The 21,730-nt window shown below is 77.0% G+C and carries 18 protein-coding genes; 9 read left to right on the top strand and 9 right to left on the bottom strand.

Annotated features, from left to right (window positions below; genetic code table 11):
* Window positions 1-18: 18 nt before the first annotated feature.
* From AB2L28_RS00310 to AB2L28_RS00300, 3 genes are read left to right on the top strand one after another with little or no spacing between them, the layout of a single operon-like run.
* Window positions 19-2,313: a hypothetical protein gene (locus AB2L28_RS00310; protein ID WP_370716732.1), complete on the top strand. Its 2,295-nt coding sequence runs from the start codon at window positions 19-21 to the stop codon at window positions 2,311-2,313.
* Window positions 2,310-3,464 (top strand): glycosyltransferase, encoded by a 1,155-nt coding sequence (locus tag AB2L28_RS00305; protein ID WP_370716731.1) that lies wholly within the window; start codon window positions 2,310-2,312, stop codon window positions 3,462-3,464. The genes AB2L28_RS00310 and AB2L28_RS00305 overlap by 4 nt, the downstream gene beginning before the upstream one ends.
* Entirely contained in the window at window positions 3,461-4,399 is a 939-nt protein-coding gene (locus tag AB2L28_RS00300) for a glycosyltransferase (RefSeq protein ID WP_370716730.1), read from the top strand. The genes AB2L28_RS00305 and AB2L28_RS00300 overlap by 4 nt, the downstream gene beginning before the upstream one ends.
* Here AB2L28_RS00300 and AB2L28_RS00295 read toward each other — a convergent pair.
* Both AB2L28_RS00295 and AB2L28_RS00290 read right to left on the bottom strand, forming a co-directional pair.
* The gene (locus tag AB2L28_RS00295) at window positions 4,323-5,801 is read right to left on the bottom strand and encodes a hypothetical protein (RefSeq protein WP_370716729.1); all 1,479 of its coding nucleotides are present in this window, start codon (window positions 5,799-5,801) and stop codon (window positions 4,323-4,325) included. The genes AB2L28_RS00300 and AB2L28_RS00295 overlap by 77 nt on opposite strands.
* Window positions 5,798-7,252 (bottom strand): tyrosine-protein kinase domain-containing protein, encoded by a 1,455-nt coding sequence (locus AB2L28_RS00290; RefSeq protein ID WP_370716728.1) that lies wholly within the window; start codon window positions 7,250-7,252, stop codon window positions 5,798-5,800. Before AB2L28_RS00290 ends, AB2L28_RS00295 begins: the two co-directional genes overlap by 4 nt.
* Window positions 7,253-7,333: 81 nt before the next feature.
* Here AB2L28_RS00290 and AB2L28_RS00285 point away from each other — a divergent pair, with 81 nt between their 5' ends.
* Window positions 7,334-8,704: a lipopolysaccharide biosynthesis protein gene (locus AB2L28_RS00285; RefSeq protein ID WP_370716727.1), complete on the top strand. Its 1,371-nt coding sequence runs from the start codon at window positions 7,334-7,336 to the stop codon at window positions 8,702-8,704.
* Here AB2L28_RS00285 and AB2L28_RS00280 read toward each other — a convergent pair.
* The 4 genes from AB2L28_RS00280 to AB2L28_RS00265 are packed head-to-tail and all read right to left on the bottom strand — an operon-like array spanning window position 8,691 to window position 12,632.
* A complete protein-coding gene (locus tag AB2L28_RS00280) occupies window positions 8,691-10,259 on the bottom strand; it encodes a glycosyltransferase family 39 protein (protein ID WP_370716726.1) in 1,569 nt (522 codons plus the stop codon). The two genes, AB2L28_RS00285 and AB2L28_RS00280, sit on opposite strands and share 14 nt — an antisense overlap.
* Entirely contained in the window at window positions 10,256-11,302 is a 1,047-nt protein-coding gene (locus AB2L28_RS00275) for a glycosyltransferase family protein (protein WP_370716725.1), read from the bottom strand. The genes AB2L28_RS00280 and AB2L28_RS00275 overlap by 4 nt, the downstream gene beginning before the upstream one ends.
* A 41-nt stretch (window positions 11,303-11,343) precedes the next feature.
* Entirely contained in the window at window positions 11,344-11,799 is a 456-nt protein-coding gene (locus AB2L28_RS00270) for an FAD synthase family protein (RefSeq protein ID WP_370717242.1), read from the bottom strand.
* Between the two features lie 29 nt (window positions 11,800-11,828).
* Entirely contained in the window at window positions 11,829-12,632 is an 804-nt protein-coding gene (locus AB2L28_RS00265; protein ID WP_370716724.1) for a CDP-alcohol phosphatidyltransferase family protein, read from the bottom strand.
* Between the two features lie 235 nt (window positions 12,633-12,867).
* Between AB2L28_RS00265 and AB2L28_RS00260 the strand changes: the two genes are divergently transcribed.
* A complete protein-coding gene (locus AB2L28_RS00260; RefSeq protein WP_370716723.1) occupies window positions 12,868-13,899 on the top strand; it encodes a glycosyltransferase family 2 protein in 1,032 nt (343 codons plus the stop codon).
* Here AB2L28_RS00260 and AB2L28_RS00255 read toward each other — a convergent pair.
* A complete protein-coding gene (locus AB2L28_RS00255; protein WP_370716722.1) occupies window positions 13,847-14,452 on the bottom strand; it encodes a dTDP-4-dehydrorhamnose 3,5-epimerase family protein in 606 nt (201 codons plus the stop codon). The genes AB2L28_RS00260 and AB2L28_RS00255 overlap by 53 nt on opposite strands.
* A gap of 116 nt (window positions 14,453-14,568) precedes the next feature.
* Between AB2L28_RS00255 and rfbD the strand changes: the two genes are divergently transcribed.
* A complete protein-coding gene (gene rfbD / locus AB2L28_RS00250; RefSeq protein ID WP_370716721.1) occupies window positions 14,569-15,471 on the top strand; it encodes a dTDP-4-dehydrorhamnose reductase in 903 nt (300 codons plus the stop codon).
* On the opposite strand, the gene rfbA is transcribed toward rfbD, so the two are convergent.
* The gene (gene rfbA, locus AB2L28_RS00245) at window positions 15,464-16,342 is read right to left on the bottom strand and encodes a glucose-1-phosphate thymidylyltransferase RfbA (RefSeq protein WP_370716720.1); all 879 of its coding nucleotides are present in this window, start codon (window positions 16,340-16,342) and stop codon (window positions 15,464-15,466) included. The genes rfbD and rfbA overlap by 8 nt on opposite strands.
* 43 nt (window positions 16,343-16,385) lie before the next feature.
* Between rfbA and rfbB the strand changes: the two genes are divergently transcribed.
* On the top strand, window positions 16,386-17,360 hold the full coding sequence (gene rfbB, locus AB2L28_RS00240; protein WP_370717241.1) for a dTDP-glucose 4,6-dehydratase: 975 nt from the start codon (window positions 16,386-16,388) through the stop codon (window positions 17,358-17,360).
* 25 nt (window positions 17,361-17,385) lie between these two features.
* On the opposite strand, the gene AB2L28_RS00235 is transcribed toward rfbB, so the two are convergent.
* Window positions 17,386-18,564, bottom strand: a complete 1,179-nt coding sequence (locus tag AB2L28_RS00235) for a glycosyltransferase family 4 protein (protein ID WP_370716719.1) — start codon at window positions 18,562-18,564, stop codon at window positions 17,386-17,388.
* 263 nt (window positions 18,565-18,827) lie between these two features.
* Between AB2L28_RS00235 and AB2L28_RS00230 the strand changes: the two genes are divergently transcribed.
* Together AB2L28_RS00230 and AB2L28_RS00225 are read left to right on the top strand one after the other, a co-directional pair.
* Window positions 18,828-20,276 carry a DUF7402 domain-containing protein gene (locus tag AB2L28_RS00230; protein ID WP_370716718.1) on the top strand — a complete coding sequence of 483 codons (1,449 nt, stop codon included), beginning with the start codon at window positions 18,828-18,830 and terminating at the stop codon, window positions 20,274-20,276.
* Window positions 20,273-21,622 (top strand): family 16 glycosylhydrolase, encoded by a 1,350-nt coding sequence (locus AB2L28_RS00225; RefSeq protein ID WP_370716717.1) that lies wholly within the window; start codon window positions 20,273-20,275, stop codon window positions 21,620-21,622. Before AB2L28_RS00230 ends, AB2L28_RS00225 begins: the two co-directional genes overlap by 4 nt.
* Window positions 21,623-21,730: the final 108 nt, after the last annotated feature.

Genomic DNA, 21,730 nt, shown 5'->3' with positions numbered 1-21,730 from the left:
GGCAGCAGGGGAGAACAGATGAACAGCCTCGGCGCCCGGGCGCCCCGCCGCGTCCTGCTCGCCGCGCTGGCCGCGCTCGTGGTCGCGCTGGCGTTCGCCGGCGGACCCGCGACCGGCCGCGAGCGCGCGTCCGCGGCCACCGGGGACCGTTCGACGCCGCCCACGGTCACCGCCGACGTGCTGCCGACCGTGCAGATCGACGGGGTCGTGTGGGCGCAGACGACGGTGGGGAACACCGTCTACGTCACGGGCAGGTTCACCAGCGCCCGTCCCGCCGGCGCCCCGGCGGGCACCGGGGAGGTCCCGCGCGCCAACATCCTGGCCTACGACCTCGTGACGGGGAAGCTCCTCACGACGTTCGACGCCTCGCTGAACGCCGACGGGCTGGGCATCACCTCCTCACCCGACGGGTCCCGCGTGTACGTCGTGGGGAACTTCACGAAGGCCAACGGCCAGAACAGGTACCGCATCGCCGCGCTCGACGCCCGGACCGGCGCGCTGGTCCCCGGGTTCAACCCGCAGGTCGACTACCGCGCCCGCGCCGTGGTCGCCACGGGCGGCACCGTCTACGTCGGCGGGCAGTTCTCGGTCGCGAACAAGACGGCCCGCAGCCGCCTGGCCGCGTTCTCCGCCGCCACGGGCGCCCTGCTGCCCTGGGCGCCGGCCGCCGACAACGAGGTGTTCGGCCTCGTCGTGCCCACCAGCGGGTCCGTCGTGGCCGCGGGCCGGTTCACGACGCTCAACGGGGAGAACCACTACGGCACGGGAGCCCTGGACCCGGTGACGGGCGCGACCCGGCCGTGGGCGGCGTCGAGCGTGGTCCGCAACGCCGGGGCGGACGCCGCGATCTACTCCCTCGCCACCGACGGGGCCACCGTCTACGGCACGGGCTACCAGTACAAGTCCTCCGGGGAGGGGAACTTCGAGGGGAGCTTCGCGGCCGACGGGAGCACCGGCGCGATCCGCTGGGTCGCCGGGTGCAGCGGGGACACGTACTCCGTCCAGCCCATCGGCGGGGTCGTCTACACCGTCGGGCACCCCCACGACTGCTCGCCCATCGGCGGCTGGCCCCAGACCGACCCCTACGGCTACCAGCGGGCCCTGGCGACCACCGCGGACGCCCGCGGCACCAACTCCAAGGGGACCTTCGCCGGGAAACCGGCCCCCGGGTTGCTGAACTGGTGGCCCACGCTGGACGTCGGGACGTTCACCGGCCAGGTGCAGGCCGCCTGGTCGGTGACCGGCAACGGCAGCTACGTCTCCCTCGGCGGGGAGTTCCCGAAGGTCAACAACGTGGCCCAGCAGGGGATCGTGCGGATGGCCGTGCGGACCATCGCCCCGAACCGGGAGGGGCCGACGTACCAGGCCGACTTCGCCCCGGCGCTGACGTCGACCGCGAGCGGCGCGGTCCGCGTGAGCTGGCGCACGACCTGGGACCCCGAGACGCGCGACCTGCGCTACCGCGTGGTGCGCGACGGTGACCTCGCCACCCCCGTGGGGGTCGTCACGGCCGCCTCGACGTGGTGGGACCGGCCGACGGCGGAGTTCACCGACACCGGGCTGGAGCCGGGGTCCACGCACACCTACCGCGTCTACGCCGACGACGCCGACGGGAACTCGACGAACTCGGTGCCGGCCTCGATCACCGTCGGCGGGCGCGCCGACCCCGTGTCCCTCGCCGCGGACTCCTTCTCCCGCAGCGTCACCGGGGGCTGGGGCAGCGCGAGCCCGGGCGGGGCCTGGAGCGTGGTCGGCGGGACCTCGAACTTCCGGGTCGCCTCCGGCGCGGGGCAGATGACGTCGCCGCGCAACCGGCTGACCACGGCGAAGCTCGGTGGGGTCGTGGGGACCGGGGCCGACGTGACGGTGACGACCTGGGCCGACCGGCTGCCCGCGGCCGGCGGGGTCGTCTCCACCGCCCACGGGCGACGTCTCGGCGCCAGCGACGACTACCGGGCGTCGATCCGGCAGGTGGCCGGTCGACCCGTGTCGCTGACGCTGACCCGCAAGGTCGCCGGCACGCAGACGGACCTGGCGTCGGTCACGCTGGCGGGCCTCACCGCCTCCGCGGGGACCAGGCTGCGCCTGCGCACGCAGGTGAGCGGGACGAACCCCACCGTCCTGAAGGCCAAGGCGTGGCCCGCCGGGACGGCCGAACCGGCCGGCTGGCAGGTCAGCGCGACGGACGCGACGGCCGCCCTGCAGGTGCCGGGGTCGCCGGCGCTGTCCACCTACCTGTCCAGCGGGGCCGAGACCACCTCGGTCCGCGCCTCCTACGACGACCTGGTCGTCACCGACGGCGGGCAGGGGTGAGCAGGACCCCCCTGCGCGTCCTGCTCGTCCACCCCGGTGCGGGGCTGTACGGCTCCGACCGGATGCTCCTGGAGTCCGTCCGTGCGCTCGTCGCGGCCGGGGACCGGGCCCTGCTCGTGGTCCCCGAGGACGGTCCCCTCGTCGACCTCGCGCGCTCGGCGGGCGCCCGCGTCCTCGTGCGGCCGGTCCCGGTGCTGCGCAAGTCCGCGCTGACGGCGCGGGGGCTGCTGGGGCTGGCCGGGCGGTGCGCGGTGGCCGCCGCCCGCGACGGGGCGCTGCTGCGCCGGCTGCGTCCGGACGTGGTCTACGTGAGCACGCTGACGCTGCCGACGTGGGTCCTGCTGGCCCGCGCGCAGGGGGTCCCCGTCGTCTGCCACGTCCACGAGGCCGAGTCCCGGGCCGCGGTGCCCCTCCAGCGGGCGCTGGCGGCGCCGCTGCTGGCCGCGAGCCACCTGCTCGTCAACAGCGAGTTCTCCCGCGCGGTGCTGGCGCGGTCGTGGCCGGTGCTGGCCTCGCGGTCCAGCGTGCTGCCCAACGGCGTCCAGGGCCCTTCCGCGCCGGTGGCGGCCGGGCCCGCCGGCGGGAGGCTGCGGCTGCTGTACGTGGGCCGGCTCTCGCGCCGCAAGGGCGTCCTCGTCGCCCTCGACGCGTTCGCGCAGGTGCTGGCCGACGGCCTGGACGCCCACCTGGACCTCGTCGGCGACGTCTTCGGCGAGCACGCCGACTTCGGCCGGGAACTGGCCGACCGGTTGGGCCGGGAGGTCTTCCAGGGGCGGGTCAGCGTCCACGGCTTCGACCCCGACGTCTTCGCCCACCTCGCCCGCGCCGACGTCCTGCTCGTGCCGTCGGTGCTGCCCGAACCGTTCGGCAACACCGCCGTGGAGGGGGTGCTGGCGGGGCGGCCCGTCCTGGTCAGCGACGTCGGCGGTCTGCCGGAGGCCGTGGCCGGCGTGCCCAGCGCCCGGCTGGTGCCGCCGGGGGACGCGGCGGCGCTGGCGCGCGCGGTGTCCGAGGTGGCGGCCGCCCTGCCCGACCTGCAGGCGTGCGCGGCCCGGCACGCCCCGGTGGCGGCGGAACGCTTCGCCCCGCAGCGGTACCGGGCCGGTCTGGTCGAGGGGCTGCGGACCGCCGCCGCGGGGGGTACCCGGTGACCGGGCTGGGGGTCGTGGTCGTCAACTACGGCGACCCCGTCGTGCTCGAGCGGCACCTGCTGCACCACGACCTGCGCCCGCTGGGGCACGTCGTGGTCGTGGACAACCTCTCCACCGCGGCCCACCGCGAGGCGGTCGTCGCGCTGTGCCGGCGCCGCGGGCTGGAGGTCGTCCTGATGCCGGGCAACGACGGGTTCGGCGCCGGGGTGAACGCCGGTGCCGCGCGCGCCCTCGCCGCCGGGTGCGACGCCCTGCTCGTCGTCAACCCGGACCTGCGGCTGGACCCGGCCGTCGCGGCGGCCCTGCACGCCGAGGTGCGCGCGCACCCCGCGCGGCTCGTGGCCCCGCGCGTCGTCCGCGAGGACGGCCGGGTGTGGTTCGACGGCGCGGAGGTCTCGCTGCGGACCGGGCGCACCCGGCGCACGGGCCGCCTCACCGGGCCCGGCCTGGTGCCCTGGCTCACCGGGGCGTGCCTGGCGGTGCACCGGGACCTGTGGGAGGCGGTCGGCGGGTTCTGCCCGGAGTACTTCCTGTACTGGGAGGACGTGGACCTCAGCCTGCGCGTCCAGCGCGCCGGGGGCGAGGTCGCGGTGCGCCGCGACCTGCTCGCGGTGCACGCGGTGGGTGGCACCCAGGCGGGTGCGCACAAGTCGCCGGTGTACGTGGAGTTCCACTGCCGCAACCGGTTGCTGTTCGCCCGCCGCAACCTGGGCGCGCGGGTCGCGCTCCGGCAGGGCCTGGGGGCGCCGCGCTACGCCGCGGAGGTGCTGCGCCGCGACGGGTGGCGCCGCCTGCTCACCGACCGCGCACCGGTGCGTGCCGCGGTGCGCGGGACGCTGGCCGGCTGGGCGCTCGCGCTCAGCCCGCGACGGCGGCGGGGACCCGCCGCCGCAGGTCGACCCGCGTCGGCGGCCGGGGCCGTGCCCACCGCCTGAGGTCCGGACGCGCCCGCAGCACCAGGGCGAGGGCGAGGAGGACCTCCGGCAGGTCGGAGTACATCGGGCCGACGGCCAGGTCCCACAGCGCCCGCAGCCCCAGCAGCACCACGAGCGCCGAGGCGGTGCCCGCGGCCACCCGCGTCAGGAGCGCGTGGACGATCAGCCCGCCCACGAGCAGCGTGAGGGCGACGCCGGCCCAGCCGAAGTTCGACCAGGCGTCGGCCACCGTGGAGTGCAGCCGGAACTGCCCGCCGAACATGTAGTGGTCGACGTAGCCGTTGTCGGGGCCGATCCCGACCGTGGCCAGCCCCTCCCGGGCGACGGTGACGTCGTGCGGGCGCGGCACGGCCCCGGGCCCGAACCCGGCGGGCGTGTCCTGCACCAACCGCCAGGTGCCCGCCCACTCCGGGCGGCCCCCGGCCAGCAGGGACCCGGCGGCCTGGACCTGGGCCTGGGAGCGCAGCTGCAGCTCCCGGCCCAGGAGGCCGGACAGCAGCAGCTGCTCGGCGGCCCGGTAGAGCACGACCCCGGCCAGGGCGAGCAGCACGCCCGTGGCCAGCCAGGGGGCCAGGGGAGCCCGGCCCGGTCGCCGCCGGACGCGGCGGCCCGCTCGCACGAGCTGCCAGCCGACGACGACGGCGGTCAGGGCCGTGAAGCCGAGGAGGCTGCGGTAGTCGCGGACCACGCTCACCGCCCCCAGCCCGGCCAGCGCGACCAGCACGACGGCGGACCCCGCCGGGCCGGGGACCCGCTGGGCCAGGCCCAGGACGACGAGCGTCACCGGCAGCGCCAGCTGGTACTTCCAGGCGTTCGGCGAGCCGGGCACGTGCGGTGCGGCCGCCAGCAGCGCTCCCGCCCCGTAGGCCAGGGCGACGGTCTCGACCCGCAGGAGACCTCGGCACCACAGCACGAAACCGACACCGAGGACGAGGGAGAGGGTGCGCGTGCAGGTGGCGACGGTGTACCGCAGCTCGACGTCGTGCGCGCCGGGCAGCGCGGTCAGGAGCAGGCCGGAGGCGATCGCCACCGGTGCCAGCAGCAGGACGGCCCGGGCGCCGGGGAAGCGGGCGAGCGATCCCGCCCACACGGGCGCCAGCCCGGCCGCGACGACCCCCGCGGTCGGCAGGACGTCGCCGAGCGCGACGTCGGCGCCCAGCACGGCCAGGCCGGCGAGGGCGACCAGGCGCAGGGCCAGCAGCTCGCGCTCGCTCGGGCCGGTGCGCGGCGGCTCGCCCGTGCGGTCCGAGGCCCGCCACCAGGTGAGCAGCGTCGTGGGGTGGACCCCGGCGAGGGCGCCGACGTGCCGGCAGGCCTGCCGGGTGCTCGCCCCGCCGTCGAGCTCGGCGCGCACCTGGCGCAGCAGGTGCTCGCGCGCGCCCGCGGCCCGCCCCCGGCTCACCGGCGGCCGGACCGGACCCGGGGCCGCTCGGCGGGGGCGTCCTGGGCACCGGGCGGGTCCAGGCGCACGGTCGCGGTCGCGAGGTCGGCCGTCCGGCGGCCGCGGCCCGCCCGGCTCCCGCGCCGCCGGGAGTGGTCCAGCACCACGCCGAGGACGGTGGCCCGCACCATCTCCAGGTCGCGCAGCGCCTCGGCGAGCTGGCGGCGGCGGGTGGCCGGGCTCTCGGCGAGCAGGACGACCCCGTCGGCGCGGGCGGCGAGCACCGCGGCGTCGGTGGCCGCCAGGACGGGCGGCGCGGTGACGAGGACGACGTCGAACCGCGTCCGCAGGTCGGCCAGGACGCGCTGCAGCGCGGCCGACCCGACGAGCTCGTCGGTGGTCTCGGCCATCACGCCGGCCAGCTCCCCGCGCAGGGTCCCGGCCGGCAGGATGGCAGGGCCGTCCAGCTCGCTGCGCCGCAGCGCGGCCGCGACGGGCAGCCCGTCGATCAGGACGTCGGCCAGTCCGGGCCCCGGCCCCAGCCCGAGGGTGCGGGCCAGCGCCGGGGTGCGCAGGTCCGCCTCCAGCAGCAGGACCCGCGTCTCGTGGTCGGCCAGGGCCCTGGCCAGTTCCAGGGCCAGGTCCGGGGCCCCGTCCCCGGCCGCCGAGGCCAGGACGACCTGCTGCGCCGACCCGTCGGCGGCGAGGAAGCGCAGGTTGGCGCGCAGCCGCCGCACGGCCTGCGTCCGGTCCCCGCGGGCCGCGGCGCGCCCCGGCCCCCGGCCCGGGCGTCCGCCCCGGCGGACCGCGTCCCGCGCGGGCACGGCCGCCAGCACGGGCACGTCGCTGACGTCGAGCACGTCGTCGGCGTCGCGGACCCGGGTGTCGAGCACCTCGCGCGCCACGACGACGGCGACGACGAGCAGCAGCCCCAGGACGGCGCCGATCCCGGCGTCGAGGCGCCGGTCCGGGGAGAACGGGGCGGTCGGGGCCGTCGCCGGGCTCACCGTCGTCACCTCGATGGCCGTGGTGTCGCGCGGGGACAACGACTCCGTGGCGTCGGCGAGCTGGTCGCCGACGGCGTTGGCGATGGCGGCCGCGCTCGCGCCGCTGCCGGCCACGGCCGTGACGTCGATGAGCACGGTGTCCTGCTGGGACTGGGCGCTGACGCGGTCGGCGAGGTCCCCGGGCGTGGTCTGCAGGCCGAGCTGGTCGATGACGGGCGCCAGGACGGTCGGCGTCGTGGCCAGGCGCACGTAGGACTGCACGAGGCTGCGCGTGTAGGAGGACCCCTGCGCGAGCTCACCGATCGACTGGCCCTGCCCGGGGGACAGGAAGACGCTCGCCGTCGCCCGGTACTGGGGCTCGGTGCGCCAGCTCGCGCCGTACCCGGCGGCGCCGCCGAGGGCGAAGCACAGCAGCAGCGCCAGCCAGGACCGTCGCAGCAGTGCGAGGTACGCGAACAGGTCCACGGGTCCCCTTCCCAGGCCGTCGCCCTCCGCAGTCGGGCGAGTGCAAATATAGGTCTCTCGCCCGGGGGAGGAGCACATTCGGTGAGGAGTGTTCTCCGTGCTGCCGGTGCGCGGGTGGCGCCGGGCGGGTCCGACGACGCGCCCTGGCGGTCCGTCGCCCGCAGCGCCGGCGCCAAGCTCCTCGTCCTGGGGGTCTCGGGCCTGGTCTCGATCGTCTCCATCCGGCTCGTGCTGGGGCACTACGGCGTCGAGGCGTACGCCCAGTACGGCCTGCTCGTCTCGATCGCCGCGCTGCTGCCGTTCGCCGACCTCGGCATGGGCGCCGCCGTCCTCAACAGCGTCGCCGGCTCGGCCGACCCCGCCCGCGACGAGCACGTCCGGCGCACCCTCGTCGGCGTCTTCCGCGTCATCGCCCTGTCCGGCTCGCTGCTCGTGGCGGTCGGCGTCGTCGTCACGGTCGCGGGCGGCTGGCCCGCCCTGCTGGGCGACGGGCTGCGACCGGGGTCCGGACCCGCCGCGGCCCTGACCTGCCTCGTCCTGTTCTGCCTGACGCTGCCGCTCGCGGTGGGGCAGCGGATCCTCACCGCCCTGGGCCGCAACCACGTCCGCGTCCTCGTCCAGGGCCTGGCCTCCCCGCTCTTCGCCACGACGGTCGGGGTCCTCGTCCTCACCGGCGCCCGCGCGGGCGGCTACCTCGCCGCGTTCTCCTACGCCGGCGGCGCGCTCACCGCCGCGCTCGGGTCCGTCCTCGCCTTCCGCTCCCTGCCGGGCCTGGCCGGGCGCGTGCTGCACGACGTCTGGCGCGTCCGGTCCGTCCGCGGCGCCCCCGTCCTGGGGGTGGCCGGACCCTGGCTCGTGCTGACCCTGGCGCTGCCGGTGGCGATGCAGACCGACCGCCTGCTGCTGAGCCACCTGTCCACGCCGACCGAGCTCGCCGAGTACGGCCTGGGCTTCTCCCTGTTCTCCCTGCTGTCCCAGACGGTCACCGCGGCCGGGGTCGCGCTCTGGCCGGTGTTCGCGCGGGCCCGCAGCGCGGGGCGGGTGCGGTCCCCGGCCCGGATGGCCGTGGCCTTCGGGGCGGGGGCGGCGCTCGCGGCCCTCGTCCTGGTGCTGCTGCTGCCGTGGGTCGTGCCGGTCGTCAGCGGCGGGGCCGTGCGGCTCGACGGCTGGCTCACCGGGGCGTTCGCGGCGCTGGTGGTCGTGCAGGCCGCCAACTACCCCCTCGGCATGTACATGACCGACGCCGCGGGGCTGCGGTTCCAGATCCTGCCCGTCCTGGTCATGGTCCCGCTCAACCTGGGCTTGTCGTGGTGGCTGACGCTGCACGTCGGTGCCGGCGGGCCCGTCGCGGGGTCGGCCGTCGCGGTCGCCCTGTGCCAGTTCGCGCCGGGGGTGTTCTTCGTCCGCCGCGACCTGCGGCGCCGCGCCGCCGCCGGCGTCAGCGCCGCGTGAACTCCACGACCTCGTCGAGCGGCCCCGACCAGCGCCCGCGCACCGTGAACCCGGCGTCCGCGAGGGTCTCGTCGTCGGCGGCGACGGTCGCGTCCGTGGGCCGGCGCACGACCCAGACGGTGTCGTGGGCGGCCAGGGCGGCCCCGGCCGCGGCCAGGGGGCGCGACCGGCCGGTGAGGTCACCGGCCGCCGCGGGGGTCCGCGTCAGCGTCAGGTCGTCCAGCCGCTCGAAGCACCGCGGGTAGGCCACCGAGACACCGCGCGTCGTGAGCCCCACCTGCCCGCCCACGGGGGGCCGGCGCGCCCCGAAGTAGACGGCGTCACCGGGGGAGGCGTCGCGGCACAGGTGCTCGGCGACCTGGGCCCAGTCCGAGGCGCTCTTGGCGTGCGCGGTGCGCTGCGAGACGAGCACGGGCAGCGCGAGCAGCACGGCCAGCCCGCCGACGAGCACCCGCCGGCGCCGGGGCAGGACCGACAGGGCGCGGGCCAGCAGCACCGCGAGCGCCGGGGCGCAGAAGGCGAAGTACCGGGGGTTGTGCAGCGGGCCGGCCGCGGCGGGCGCGGCGAGCGCGGCGAGCGCGACGAGACCGGACGGCAGCAGCAGCCACGGCAGGCACCACCGCGCCAGCGCCCCGCCCGGGGCACCCGGCCGGGCCAGCGCGAGCACCACCAGCGCCCAGCCGAGCGCGGCGAGCGCGAGCGCCGCGGGCTGCCACCACGACCAGCCCGCGGTGGCGCCGGAACCGGCGGTCGGGGTCTCGCCGAGGAAGAACTGGTCCACCGCGACCCGGCGCAGGAGCGTCACCGGGCCGGGGGAGGACCCCCCGAGCTGACCCCCCTGCCCGCCCGCCAGGACCACGACGGGGGAGGCCAGCGCCAGCGCGGCCCCGGCCGCCACCGGCCACGGGCGCCGGCGCCGGGTCGGGACCTCGCGCAGCAGGCAGACGGTGACGGCGTGGGCGGCCAGCAGGAGCAGCAGGTAGACGTCCAGCACGACCCCGGTCGCCGCGACCAGCGCGTACCCGGCCCACCACCGGCGCGCCGGGGGGCCGGACGGGGCGGCCAGGGCCCGCGCGAGCAGGACGGTGCACCAGACGGCCAGCGCGGTCGCGGCCGCGGTCGAGCGCGCCTCCGTGCCGGACCAGGCGGTGCGCGGCAGCAGCGTGAACGCCGCCGCGGCCAGCAGCGCCGTCGAGGGGTTCCCGGTCAGGCGGCGGGCCAGGACGAGCACACCCACGGCGCCGAGGCCGACCGCGACGGCGCTCGGCAGGCGCAGGGCGAGGGGGGAGGTGCCGGCCAGGCCGGTCCAGACGTGCATCGCGGCGTAGTACAGGCCGTGCACGGCGTCGAGGTGCTGCAGCATCCGCCACAGCTGCGCCGGCGAGCGCTGCGCGGCGCTCAGCGTGGCGGCCTCGTCGGTCCACAGCGACGGCCGCCAGGCGCCGAGGAGGACCACCAGGGTCGAGGCGAGCCCGACGAGGGGCAGCAGCACCGCCTCGCGCGGTCGGCCGCGCGGGGCGGTCCCCACCGCCGTCGCCACCGCCGGGGCGCTCACGTGCGGCCCGCACCGGCGGTGACGGGGGCGCTGCGGGCGGTGCCGGGACCCTGGGCCGCCGCGCGGTGGTAGAGGTCGGCGTGGGCCCGGCCGAGCACGTCCCAGTCCCGGGCCGACAGGTCCGGCCGGTCGGTCCTGACCCCCGTGCGCACGGCGCTCAGCGCGGCGTCCAGGGCGCCGGCGGACAGGACGCCCTCGAAGACGTGCACCCAGCCCGGGCCCACCTCGGCGGCGAGCTCGGCGGCCGCGGGACCGGCCGGCAGGAGGACGGGCCGGTCCAGGGACAGGGCCAGCAGCTGCGCGCCCGACCCGCCCCGCGGCGCGTACGGCAGGACGACCAGCTCGGCCGCGGTGACCGCGCGCACGAGGTCCCCGTCCGCGACGTGGTGCAGGTCGGCGCGGATCCGCCGGTCCCGCGCCGCGGCCGCCCGCACCCGCCGCGCGAGGTCGGCGTCCGGCGCGGCGCCCAGGACGTGCAGGCTGCGCTCACCGGGCAGGGCGCAGAACGCGTCCAGGAGGGCGTCGACCTGCTTGTAGGGCCGCAGCAGCCCCGGGTGGACGAACCGGCCGGGCACGGGCGCCACCCCGTCCGCGCTCCGGTGGCGGTCGCGGTAGTGCCCGTGCGGGACGACCACGGCGCTCGCGTGCGGGCACACCGCCCCGACCGTGCGGGGCGTGAGGTGCACGGTCACCGTCGTCGCCGCGTCGAACCGGCGCAGCAGGGCCCGTTCGAGGCGCCCGCCGTCCTCGTGCGGGCTCGGGTTGTGGACCGTGCGGACCACCGGCGTCCGCCGCCGCCGCACCCGGGCCAGGAGCAGCGCCGCGGCCACCGCGCGGGCGGCCCGGCCGGGCCGCCGGGCGCTGCGCAGCAGCAGTTCGGGCCAGTGCAGGTGCAGGACGTCGTACCGGCCCAGGAGCGCGGTCGGCCACGAGAACGTCCGCACCCGCACCGCCGCCTCCCCCCGGGTGGGCAGGGAGGCCAGGAGCGCGCCGAGGTAGGGGTTCGAGGTGGGCCGGGGCGTGCGGAACGACTGCAGGACCACGGGTCCGCGGGATCCGCTGGAGGCACGGGGTCCCACGGGGTTCACCCGTTGGTCTCGATGAACTGCCGCAGCAGCGTCGACGTCGTCCCGTGCGTGTACGGGAAGTAGGCGACCCGGGCCCCCACGGCGGCCATGCTCGCCTCCAGCACGGCGCCCTTGGGGGTCCCGCGCCAGTCGTCGCCCTTGAACAGGACGTCGAAGCGCAGCCGTTGCCACATCGGCATCTTGTCGCTGCCGCAGTCGTCGACGACGACCCGGTCCACGACGGACAGGCTGCGCAGGATCTCCAGCCGTTCGGCCAGGGGGATCACCGGCCGGCGGCCCTTGGTGGCGGCCAGCACCTCGTCGGTGACGGCGCCCACGACGAGGACGTCGCACGCCTCCCGGGCCCGCCGCAGGATGGTGAGGTGGCCGACGTGGAACAGGTCCCACGCCCCCGGGACGTACCCGGTCGTGACCCCCTCGGCGGTACCCCCGGAGGACCCGCCGGCGCGCAGGTCGAGGGTGCGGTCCGCGGGTGCACCGGTCACGACGGACCCCCGTCGAGGGCGGACACCTGGCGGAACCAGGCGACCATCGAGGCCGCGGTCACGAGGGTGAACCCGATCGCCAGGGCGCCGTAGACCCAGCCGAAGAGGACGGGGAACCCCGACAGCGCCGTCACCAGGCACAGGACGCCGTAGTCGACGGGGACCGAGGCCAGCGAGCGCAGCGCCGAGTGCTGGCGCGCCTCACCGGCGGCGACGGTGGCCTGCCCGTCCCGCGTCCCCGCCCGGCGCCGGAGGTGGTCGTTGAGGACGATGGTGAAGAACCACGTGCAGGACACGGCGCTGAACAGCAGGGGCAGCAGCAGCCACGCCTGTGGCCGCGGGTCCCAGCCGCGGTAGGCGGCGACGAGGACCGCGAGGTGGATGGTGGCGGTCTTGGCGGCGTCCACGACGTGGTCCAGCCACTCCCCGGCGCTGGAGCCGCCCCCGCGCAGCCGCGCGAGCTGGCCGTCCGCGGCGTCCAGGGCGTACCCGAGGACGAGCAGCGCCGCGACGACCAGGCCCGTCCACCACGCCGGCGCCAGCAGCGCCAGGGCGGCGATCCCGGCCCCGGTCGTCAGCCCCGAGACGACGGTCACCTGGTTCGGGGTGGCGCCGGCGACGTGCGCGAGGGCCGCCAGGCGCCGGCCGAGGGGGCGGTTGACGAAGCGGGAGTAGGCCGGGGCGCCGCGGGCGCTCTTCTGCGCACCGGCGAGCCGCCGCACGGCCTCGCCGTAGCGCGGCGGGTGCACCGTCGCGGTCCCGGTCCGGGACTCCTCCCGGGTCAGCCCCTCAGCGCTCACGTTCGGTCCCCCCGGGCCTCGTGGTCGTGCGGTCCAGCTTGCCATCCTGGTCACGGTGAGTGTGCAGGCCCCGCCATGTCCTGGTCACGGAGCGTCCTCGTGGGTGGAGGATGGGCGCCGACCAGCGAATCGCGGAGAGAGACGGACGGTACACGGTGTGCAGTCGACAGGGGAGCCCGTGGCGGTCACCAGCAGCGATCCCGGTGCAGCGCAGGGTGAGTCCTCTGCGCCGGGCGTGTTGCGCACGGTGGTCGCCGTCCTGACCTACCGGCGCCCCGGGGACCTCACCGCCCTGCTGCCCCGGCTGCGCGCCCAGGCCTCGGCCGCGCGACCGCCGGCCGAGGTCCTCGTCGTCGACAACGACCCGGCCGCCGGCGCCCGCGGGCTCGTCGAGCACGCCGCCGCCGCGCCCGGCGCCCCCCTGCGCCACGTCCACGAACCGCGCCCCGGGATCGCCGCCGCCCGCAACCGCGCCCTCGCCGAGGCGGACGCCCCCGCCGGCCCGCACGGCCGGTCGGCGGACGTGCTCGTCTTCCTCGACGACGACGAGCGCCCCGCCGACGGCTGGCTCGCCGCGCTCCTGGCCGAGCACGACCGCTCCGGCGCGGCCGGGGTCGTCGGCCCCGTCGTCTCCCGCTTCGAGGGGCCGCTGGACCCCTGGATCGCCGCCGGGCGCTTCTTCGAGCGGCGACGGCTGCCGACCGGCACCGGCGTCGAGGTGGCCGCCACGAACAACCTGCTGCTCGACCTGCGGGCCCTGCGGACGGCCGGGGTCGACCTGCCCCGCGCCTTCGACGAGCGCTTCGGCCTCAGCGGCGGGTCCGACACCCTCTTCACGCGCTCGCTCACCGCGGCCGGGCTGCGCCTGGTGTGGTGCGACGAGGCGCTCGTCACCGACGTCGTCCCGCCCGACCGCGCGAGGCGGGAGTGGGTGCTGCGCAGGGCGTTGCGCAGCGGGAACAGCTGGTCGCGCACGTCCCTGGCGCTCGCGGGCGGCTCGGGTGGGCGGTGGCGGCAGCGGGTGCGCCTGACGGCCGCGGGAGCCCTGCGCGCCGGGGCCGGCGGGCTGGGCGTCGGCGGCGGCGCCCTGTTGCGGCGCCCGGGCTGGCACGCCCGCGGGGCCCGGGCCGCGGCCCGGGGGGTGGGGATGGTCGGCGGGGCGTGGGGCTGGACCTACGCCGAGTACGCGCGCCGGCCCGGTCCGCCCGCCGGTCTCACGCCCCCCAGGGTCGGGACGGCGCCCACGTCGGCAGGGCCCCCGCGCTGAGCGCCTGCGCCAGCGAGGGGGCGCCGCGGTCCTTGGCCGACAGCCGCGGCGTCAGCGGCGCACCGTCGCGCCCGACCTCCGGCCAGGCGACGGCGAGGTCGGGGTCGAAGGGGTCGACGCCGTGCTCGCGGCCGGGGGCGTACCCGCTCGAGCACAGGTAGACGACCGTCGAGGCGTCGGCCAGGGCGAGGAAGGCGTGCCCGACGCCCTCGGGCAGGAAGACGGCCCGCCGGTCCACGTCGTCGAGCACGACGGACGTCCAGCGGCCGAACGCCGGCGACCCCACGCGCAGGTCGACGACGACGTCGAGGACCGCGCCGGCCGGGCAGAACACGTGCTTGGCCTGACCGGGCGGCACGTCGGCGTAGTGGATCCCCCGCAGCACGCCGGCCGCCGAGACCGAGCAGTTGGCCTGCGCCAGGGGCAGGTCGCGCCCCGTGGCGGTGCGCAGGTCCTCGGCGCGGAACCACTCCAGGAACGTGCCGCGGTCGTCGTCGTGCTGCGTCGGGGTGAGGACGAGGGCCCCCGGGACGGGTAGTTCTTCCACGTGCACGGGGCGACTCCAGGGAATCGGGGAGTGTCGGAGGGTGATGACCTGCACGACGGCAGATGACGCTCAGTATCGTGTGCGGCGGAGAGTGGTCGCGAAGTTCGTCACGGGGGGTAGTCGTGCGCTGGGTGGTGACGGGAGCCGGGGGTCTGCTGGCGCCCGACGTCGTGCGGGCCGTGCGCCGCGCCGACCCCGGCGGCGAGGTCGTCCCCCTGCGCCGGGCCGACCTGGACCTGCCGGCCGCCCGCCGCGCCCGCGAGGTCCTCGCCGGCGCCGACGTCGTCGTCAACTGCGCGGCCTGGACGGCCGTCGACCTCGCCGAGTCCGACGAGGCCGCCGCCGTGGCCGTCAACGCCACCGGGGCCGGGACGCTCGCCCGGGCCGCCGCCGCGGCCGGGGCCAGGCTCGTGCACCTGTCGACCGACTACGTCTTCGACGGCGCCCCCGGGGCAGGGCCCCGGACCCGGCGCCCGTACCGCGTCGAGGACCCCACGGGGCCGGTGTCGGCCTACGGGCGCAGCAAGCTGGCGGGGGAGGAGGCCGTGCGCGCCGCGGGCGGTGACGCGCTCGTCGTGCGCACCGCGTGGCTGTACGGCGCCGCCGGCGGCTGCTTCCCGCGGACCGTCCTGCGGCTGGCCCGCGAGCGCGGGTCGCTGTCCGTCGTCGACGACCAGTGGGGCTCCCCGACGTGGACCGCGGACGTCGCCCGCGTCGTCGTGGACCTCGTCGCCGCCGCCGCCCCGGCCGGGACCTACCACGCGACCGCGGCCGGCCGGACGACGTGGTGCGGTTTCGCCCGCGAGGTGCTGGCGACGGCCGGCGGTGCGGACGTCCCGGTGCGGGCGGTCACGACCGGGCAGTTCCCCACGCCGGCGCGCCGGCCGGGGTTCTCGGTGCTCGACACCGACGGGTTGCGCCGCGTCGGCGTGGAACCCCCGGCCGACTGGCGGGCCCGCTGGGCCGTCGCCGCGCCCGAGGTCCTGGAGGCGGCCGGGGCGGACGCGGCCGGCGCCCTCAGCTGAGCCGGCGCGGGCGGTCCAGCAGCCCCAGCAGGTAGTCGCCGTACCCGCTCCTGGCCAGTTCCGCGGCCCGCTCGCGCAGGTCGGCGTCGGAGATCCAGCCCTGCCCCCACGCCACCTCCTCCGGACAGCCGATCTTCAGGCCCTGGCGCGACTCCAGCGTCCCGACGAAGTTGCTCGCGGCGAGCATCTGGTCGACCGTGCCGGTGTCCAGCCACGCGGTCCCGCGGGGGAGCACCTCGACGTGCAACCGGCCGCGGCGCAGGTACTCCAGGTGCACGTCGGTGACCTCGAGCTCCCCGCGCGCCGAGGGGCGCAGTCCGCGGGCGATGTCGACGACGTCGCCGTCGTAGAAGTACAACCCCGGCACGGCGTAGCTGCTGCGGGGCCGGGCGGGTTTCTCCTCCAGACCCACCACCCGGCCCGCGGCGTCGAACTCGACCGTGCCGTACGCGCGCGGGTCCCGGACCTGGTAGGCGAAGATCGTGGCACCCTCGACGGTGGTGAACCGGGCGAGCTGCTGCCCCAGGCCCGGGCCGTAGAAGACGTTGTCCCCCAGCACGAGGGCGACGTCCCCGCCGTCGATGAACTCCTCGCCGATGAGGAACGCCTGGGCCAGGCCGGCGGGTTCGGGCTGCTCGGCGTAGGACAACCGGATGCCGAACCGCGACCCGTCGCCGAGCAGGCGCCGGAACTGCGCGGCGTCCTGCGGGGTGGTGATGACGAGGACCTCGCGGATCCCGGCGAGCATGAGCGTCGTCAGCGGGTAGTAGACCATCGGCTTGTCGTAGACGGCGAGCAGCTGCTTGCTCGTCGCCTGCGTGATGGGGTGCAGGCGCGTTCCCGAGCCCCCGGCCAGGATGATCCCCCTCATGCGGCGTGATTGTGCCACTACGCTGTGTCGGGTGAGGGGTGGCGTGAAGGTGCTCGTGACGGGTGGGGCGGGGTTCATCGGGAGCCACTGGGTCCGCAGGGCGCTGTCCGCCGCCCCCGGTGTCCCCGACGTCACCGAACTCGTCGTGCTCGACAGGTTCACCTACGCGGGCAACCCCGCCAACCTCGACCCCGTGGTGCACGACCCCCGGCTGCGGGTGGTGCGCGGGGACGTCGCCGACGCCGCCGTCGCGGGCCCCCTCGTCGCCGCGGCCGACGTCGTCGTGCACTTCGCCGCCGAGACGCACGTCGACCGGTCCATCGCCCGTGGTGCCGACTTCGCGCGCACCAACGTGATCGGGACGCAGGTCCTGCTCGAGGCCGCCGCCCGTCACGGCGTGGAGAAGTTCGTGCACGTCTCCACCGACGAGGTCTACGGCTCGATCCCGCGGGGTTCCTGGACCGAGGACAGCCCGCTGGAGCCGAACTCGCCGTACTCGGCGTCGAAGGCGTCCGCGGACCTGCTCGTGCGCGCCTACGGCCGCACCCACGGGGTCCCGGTCTGCACGACCCGCTGCTCGAACAACTACGGCCCCCACCAGTTCCCGGAGAAGGTGGTGCCGCTGTTCGTCACGACGCTGCTCCGCGGGGGTTCGGTGCCGCTGTACGGCGACGGTGCGAACGTGCGGGACTGGCTGCACGTCGACGACCACTGCCGCGGCATCGACCTCGTCGTCCGCGCCGGGCGGCCCGGGGAGGTCTACAACATCGGCGGGGGCACCGAGCTGACGAACCGGGAACTCACGGAGCGGGTCCTGCACGCGCTCGGTGCCGACTGGAGCCGGGTGCGGCACGTGCCCGACCGCCCGGGCCACGACCTGCGGTACTCGGTGGACTGCCGCAAGGCCCGCGACGAGCTCGGCTACGCCCCGGTCCACGACTTCGCCACCGGCCTGGCCGAGACCGTCGAGTGGTACCGCACCCACGAGGACTGGTGGCGACCGCTGATCGCGGCCTGACCGGCGCCGCGGGCCCGTCCGCGGGTCAGCCGGCGACCGGCGCCGGACCCCGGGCGCTGCGCGCCGGCCGGCCCGGGACCCCCCGCGACGCCCGCACCCCGCCGCGCCCGGCCGAGGCCGCGTGCTGCAGCGCGTCCTCGAGCTCGTCGAGGTGCCGCTCGTAGGAGAACTCCCGCCGCGCCCAGCCGGCCGCCTCCACCGCCCGCCGCGCCGGCTCGGGCGACGTGGCGGTCGCGCGCAGGGCGTCCACCAGCGCGTCGACGTCCCCGGGCGGCAGGAGCCGGCCGGCCGGGGTCCCGGCGAGCACCTCCGGGACCGCCCCCACGGCCGAGGCCAGCACCGGGCGCGCGGTGAGGAGCGCCTCGAGGGCCACCCGGCCGAACGCCTCGGGCAGCAGCGTCGGGAACAGCACGACGTCGCAGGCGTGCAGCAGCGTCACGACGTCCGGCCGGTTCGGCAGCCAGGTGCACCAGCCCTCCTGCTGCCCCTGCGCGATCTCGGCCGCGACCTGCGGGTCGTCGACCTGCCCGACGAGCAGCAGGTGCCCCTCCGCGCCCAGCCCCAGGCGGCGCCACGCCTCCAGCACCACCCCCGTGCCCTTGGGCCGCCACAGGCGCCCGTAGTGCAGGGCCGTGAACGCGTGCGGCGGCAGGCCCAGGGCGGCCCGGGCCGCGCGGCGGTCGGCGTCGGTGCCGACCGGGTACTCCCGCTCGGGCACGGCGTTGCGCACCGTGCGGACCCGCTCCGGCGGCAACCCCGCCGCGGTCCAGCGGCGGCGCGTGTGCTCCGACGTGGCCAGGAACGTGGACACCCCCCGGCCCAGCAGCCGCACGTGCCGCGACTCCGGTTCCTGGTGCAGGTGGACGACGAGCGGGCGACGGGAGGCCGCCGCGACGGCGTGGCCCCAGACGCTGTGCTCGAACCGCTGCACCCACACGACGTCGGGGTCCTGCCCGGCGGCCCACCGGACCGAGGGCCCCATCCGCCACAGGTCGCGCGGGGCGGTCCGCGGGTCGAACCCGAAGCGCGCCGGGCCGTGCAGCCGCGCCCCGGCCGCGGTGAAGTCCACCCGCTGCGCGCCGTCCGCGGTGTACGCCACCGAGAGGGAGTGCCCTCGCGCACCGAGGGCCTGCGTCCACTGCAACGTGCAGAGCTCGACCCCGCCGAGCGGGTCCAGGGAGGTGCTCTGGGTGAGGATGCGCACACCACCATCGTGCGGCCGCCGTCCCCGCTAGGGCCCGGCCGGGCACCCGATCGGGGGAGCGCCGGAACCCGACCGGCGGACCGGGACCGCGGTCACCGACGGTGTTCGTGGACGTCCCGCGGGGCCGGGCTCTGCTCCGTCCGGGCAGCGCGGCGCGCGCGTTCGGATGAACCCGGTCACCGAGCGTCCGGCGGCGCGCGTCGCGCGACCTACGGTGCCGACGACGGGGTGCCTCTCCCCGCGGACCGCAGGAGGAGAACGCCGTGCCCCAGAACCGCTCGCCCGTCACCGCCCGACGGGCCACCGCACGGTGGCGCACGGCGGGCCTGCGGGCCGTCCTGGGCCTGGTCGCGGGGTTCGCGCTGCTCGGCGCGACGACCACCCCGGCGGCGGCCGCGGGGAACCCGGCCACCGTCGCGACCGACGCGGTGACGTGCCCGGCCGGTGCCGTCGCGGCCGTCGTCGCCCACCCGGACGACGACCTGTTCTTCCAGAACCCCGACGTGCTGACCTCGGTCCGCGCCGGGGAGTGCGTCCGCACGACCTACGTCACGGCCGGTGACGGTGGTGAGGCCGGGAGCACCTGGTACTGGCAGTCCCGCCGGGCCGGGTTGCAGGCCGCCTACGCGCAGATGGCCGGCGTCGCGGACCGCTGGACGACCACGACGAGGGCGTTCGCCGGGCGCACCGCCGAGGTCGCCACCCTCGACGCCGCGCCCCGGGTCTCCCTGGTGTTCCTCCAGCTGCCCGACGGGAACCTGCAGGGTCAGGGGTTCGCGACCTACGGGTACCAGAGCCTGCAGAAGCTCTGGCAGGGCGATCTGCCTGCCCTGCAGACGATCGACGGCACGCAGAGCTACAGCCTGGACGACCTCGTCGCCACGATCGGCGCCGTCGTCACCTCCCAGGGCGCCACCGTCGTGCGGACGCTCGACTACACCGGGGACTACGGGGAAGGTGACCACAGCGACCACTACACCGTCGGCTACCTCACCCGCCTCGCCCAGCAGCGGTCGGCGCCGGGAACGCGTCTCGTGGGGTACTACGGCTACCCCGGTGCCGACCTGCCGGCCAACGTCGAGGGCACCGCGTTGGACGAGAAGTGGTCGGCCTACCTCCAGTACGCCCGCTGGGACTGGAAGGAGTGCCCCACCCGGGCCGCCTGCTCCGCCCCCGGTCGTCCCGAGGCGGCCTGGATGCAGCGCCGGCACACCGTCGACCCGACGGGGGAACCCACCCCCGACCCGACGGCGGAACCCACCCCCGAACCGACCCCGACTGCGCCGGTTCCGGTGGGTTCGGTGGACGTGGCCTCGCAGGCGGCGGTGACCGCCTCCAGCGAGAACGTCTCGACGGGGCAGACGGCGGTCAAGGCGGTCGACGGGGTGGTGGACGGGTACCCGGGGGAGTACGGGCGGGAGTGGGCCACGGCCGGTGGTGGTGCGGGGTCGTGGTTGGCGTTGTCGTGGGGTTCTGCGGTGCGGGTGGACCGGGTGGTGCTGTTCGACCGGCCCAACGGTGATGACGAGGTGGTCTCGGGCCGGTTGGTGTTCGACGACGGTTCCTCGGTCCCGGTGGGGGTGGTCTCGGCGGCGGGGACGACGGTGTCGTTCCCGGCGGTCTCCACGCGGTCGGTGCGCTTCGAGGTGACGGGGGTGAGTCCTTCGACGCGCAACGTGGGTCTGGCCGAGCTGCAGGTCTGGACCCCGTGACCTCCTCGACCCGCCCGTCCACCCTCAAGCACCGCCCCCGGCACGCCGATGACCACTCGTGGCCCGCGACCCCCGGAGGTGACCTCGTGTCCTGGCTGGCTCCCCGCCTGAGGGTCGTGCTCGCAGCCCTCCTGACCGCCGCGGTGCTCGTCGTCGTCTGGTTCCAGTCGGTCCGGCCCGGGCCCTCCGCCTACGCCGGTTCCGGTCTCGTCGTCGCCAGCGGGTTCGACGTCTCGGCCCAGGCCACGCTCACCAGCAGCGCCGCGACCACCGCCGAGTACGCCGGTGTCTGCTTCACCGACGCCGCGGGGGCCAGGGTCGACTTCCCCCTGACCCGCGGCGCCGAGCTGGGACCGGCACCGGTCGCGTTCACCGCCACCGGGACGCTGCCCGCCGGCACGTACTCCTTCGTGGCCTGCGTGCGCGCGGACGGGGTCTGGTCCGACGCCGGCCGCTCCGGCGCCCTCGTCGTCGCGGCCGGGTCCGCGCCCGTCACCGCGACCACGGGACCGGGGAACCCGCCCGAGGCCGCACCCGGGCCCGCGGGTCCCGGGGACGCCGGGAACCCCCCGGCGACGGGTGCGGCGACGGCCCCACCCCCGCAGACCCCGGTGACGTCCCCCGCGACGACCGCGGCCGACGCCCCCGCCGGCACGCTGCCGGTCGGTGACCTCCCGGGGTGGCGGCAGGTCCTCGCCGAGGGGTTCGACACCGACGTCCCGGCCGGCCGGTTCCCGGGCAGGGCCTACTCCCAGCACTGGGCCGGCTACGACGGTTTCCCCGACTCCTCCGGCAGTTTCCGGTACGCCACGCGCGACGTGGCCTCCGTCCACGACGGGGTCCTCGACCTGCACACCCGCACCGAGGACGGCACGGCCCTCGGCGCCGGCGTCGTGGCCCTGCTCAACGGGGACGGCACCTGGGGCGGGCGCACGTACGGCCGGTACTCCGTGCGGTTCCGCGCCGAACCCGGCGCCGGCTGGGGGGCGGCGTTCCTGCTGTGGTCCGACACGGACGACTGGCACGACGGCGAGATCGACTTCGCCGAGGGCATGACGACCGCGACGACGATCGACGCGCACAACCACGACCTCTTGACCCCCGCGGCCAACGCCCTGTCCGTGTTCACCCCCGCGACGTGGGACCAGTGGCACACGGCGACGGTCGAGTGGACGCCGCAGGCCGTGACGTTCTTCCTCGACGGCCGGCGCACCGGGACGTCGGCGACCGTCCCCACGAGACCCCTGCACCTGGTGCTGCAGACCATCACGGGCAAGACGGTCCCGCCGGCCGGTTCCCGGGCCCACGTGCTCGTCGACTGGGTCGCCGCCTGGGAACACGCCTGACCCGTTGCGCCACACGGGTCGTGCGGATCGCCCGATCGGGCGCAGCGCCGGTCACCGGGTTCCCGTGCCCGCGCCGGGACGCGCACGATGGAGGTCGGCGGGGCCAGG

The organism is Kineococcus mangrovi (assembly GCF_041320705.1).
GTDB classification, from domain to species: domain Bacteria; phylum Actinomycetota; class Actinomycetes; order Actinomycetales; family Kineococcaceae; genus Kineococcus; species Kineococcus mangrovi.
The sequence above is the reverse complement of the archived record's forward strand: the minus strand, read 5'-3'. Positions and strand labels throughout refer to the sequence as shown.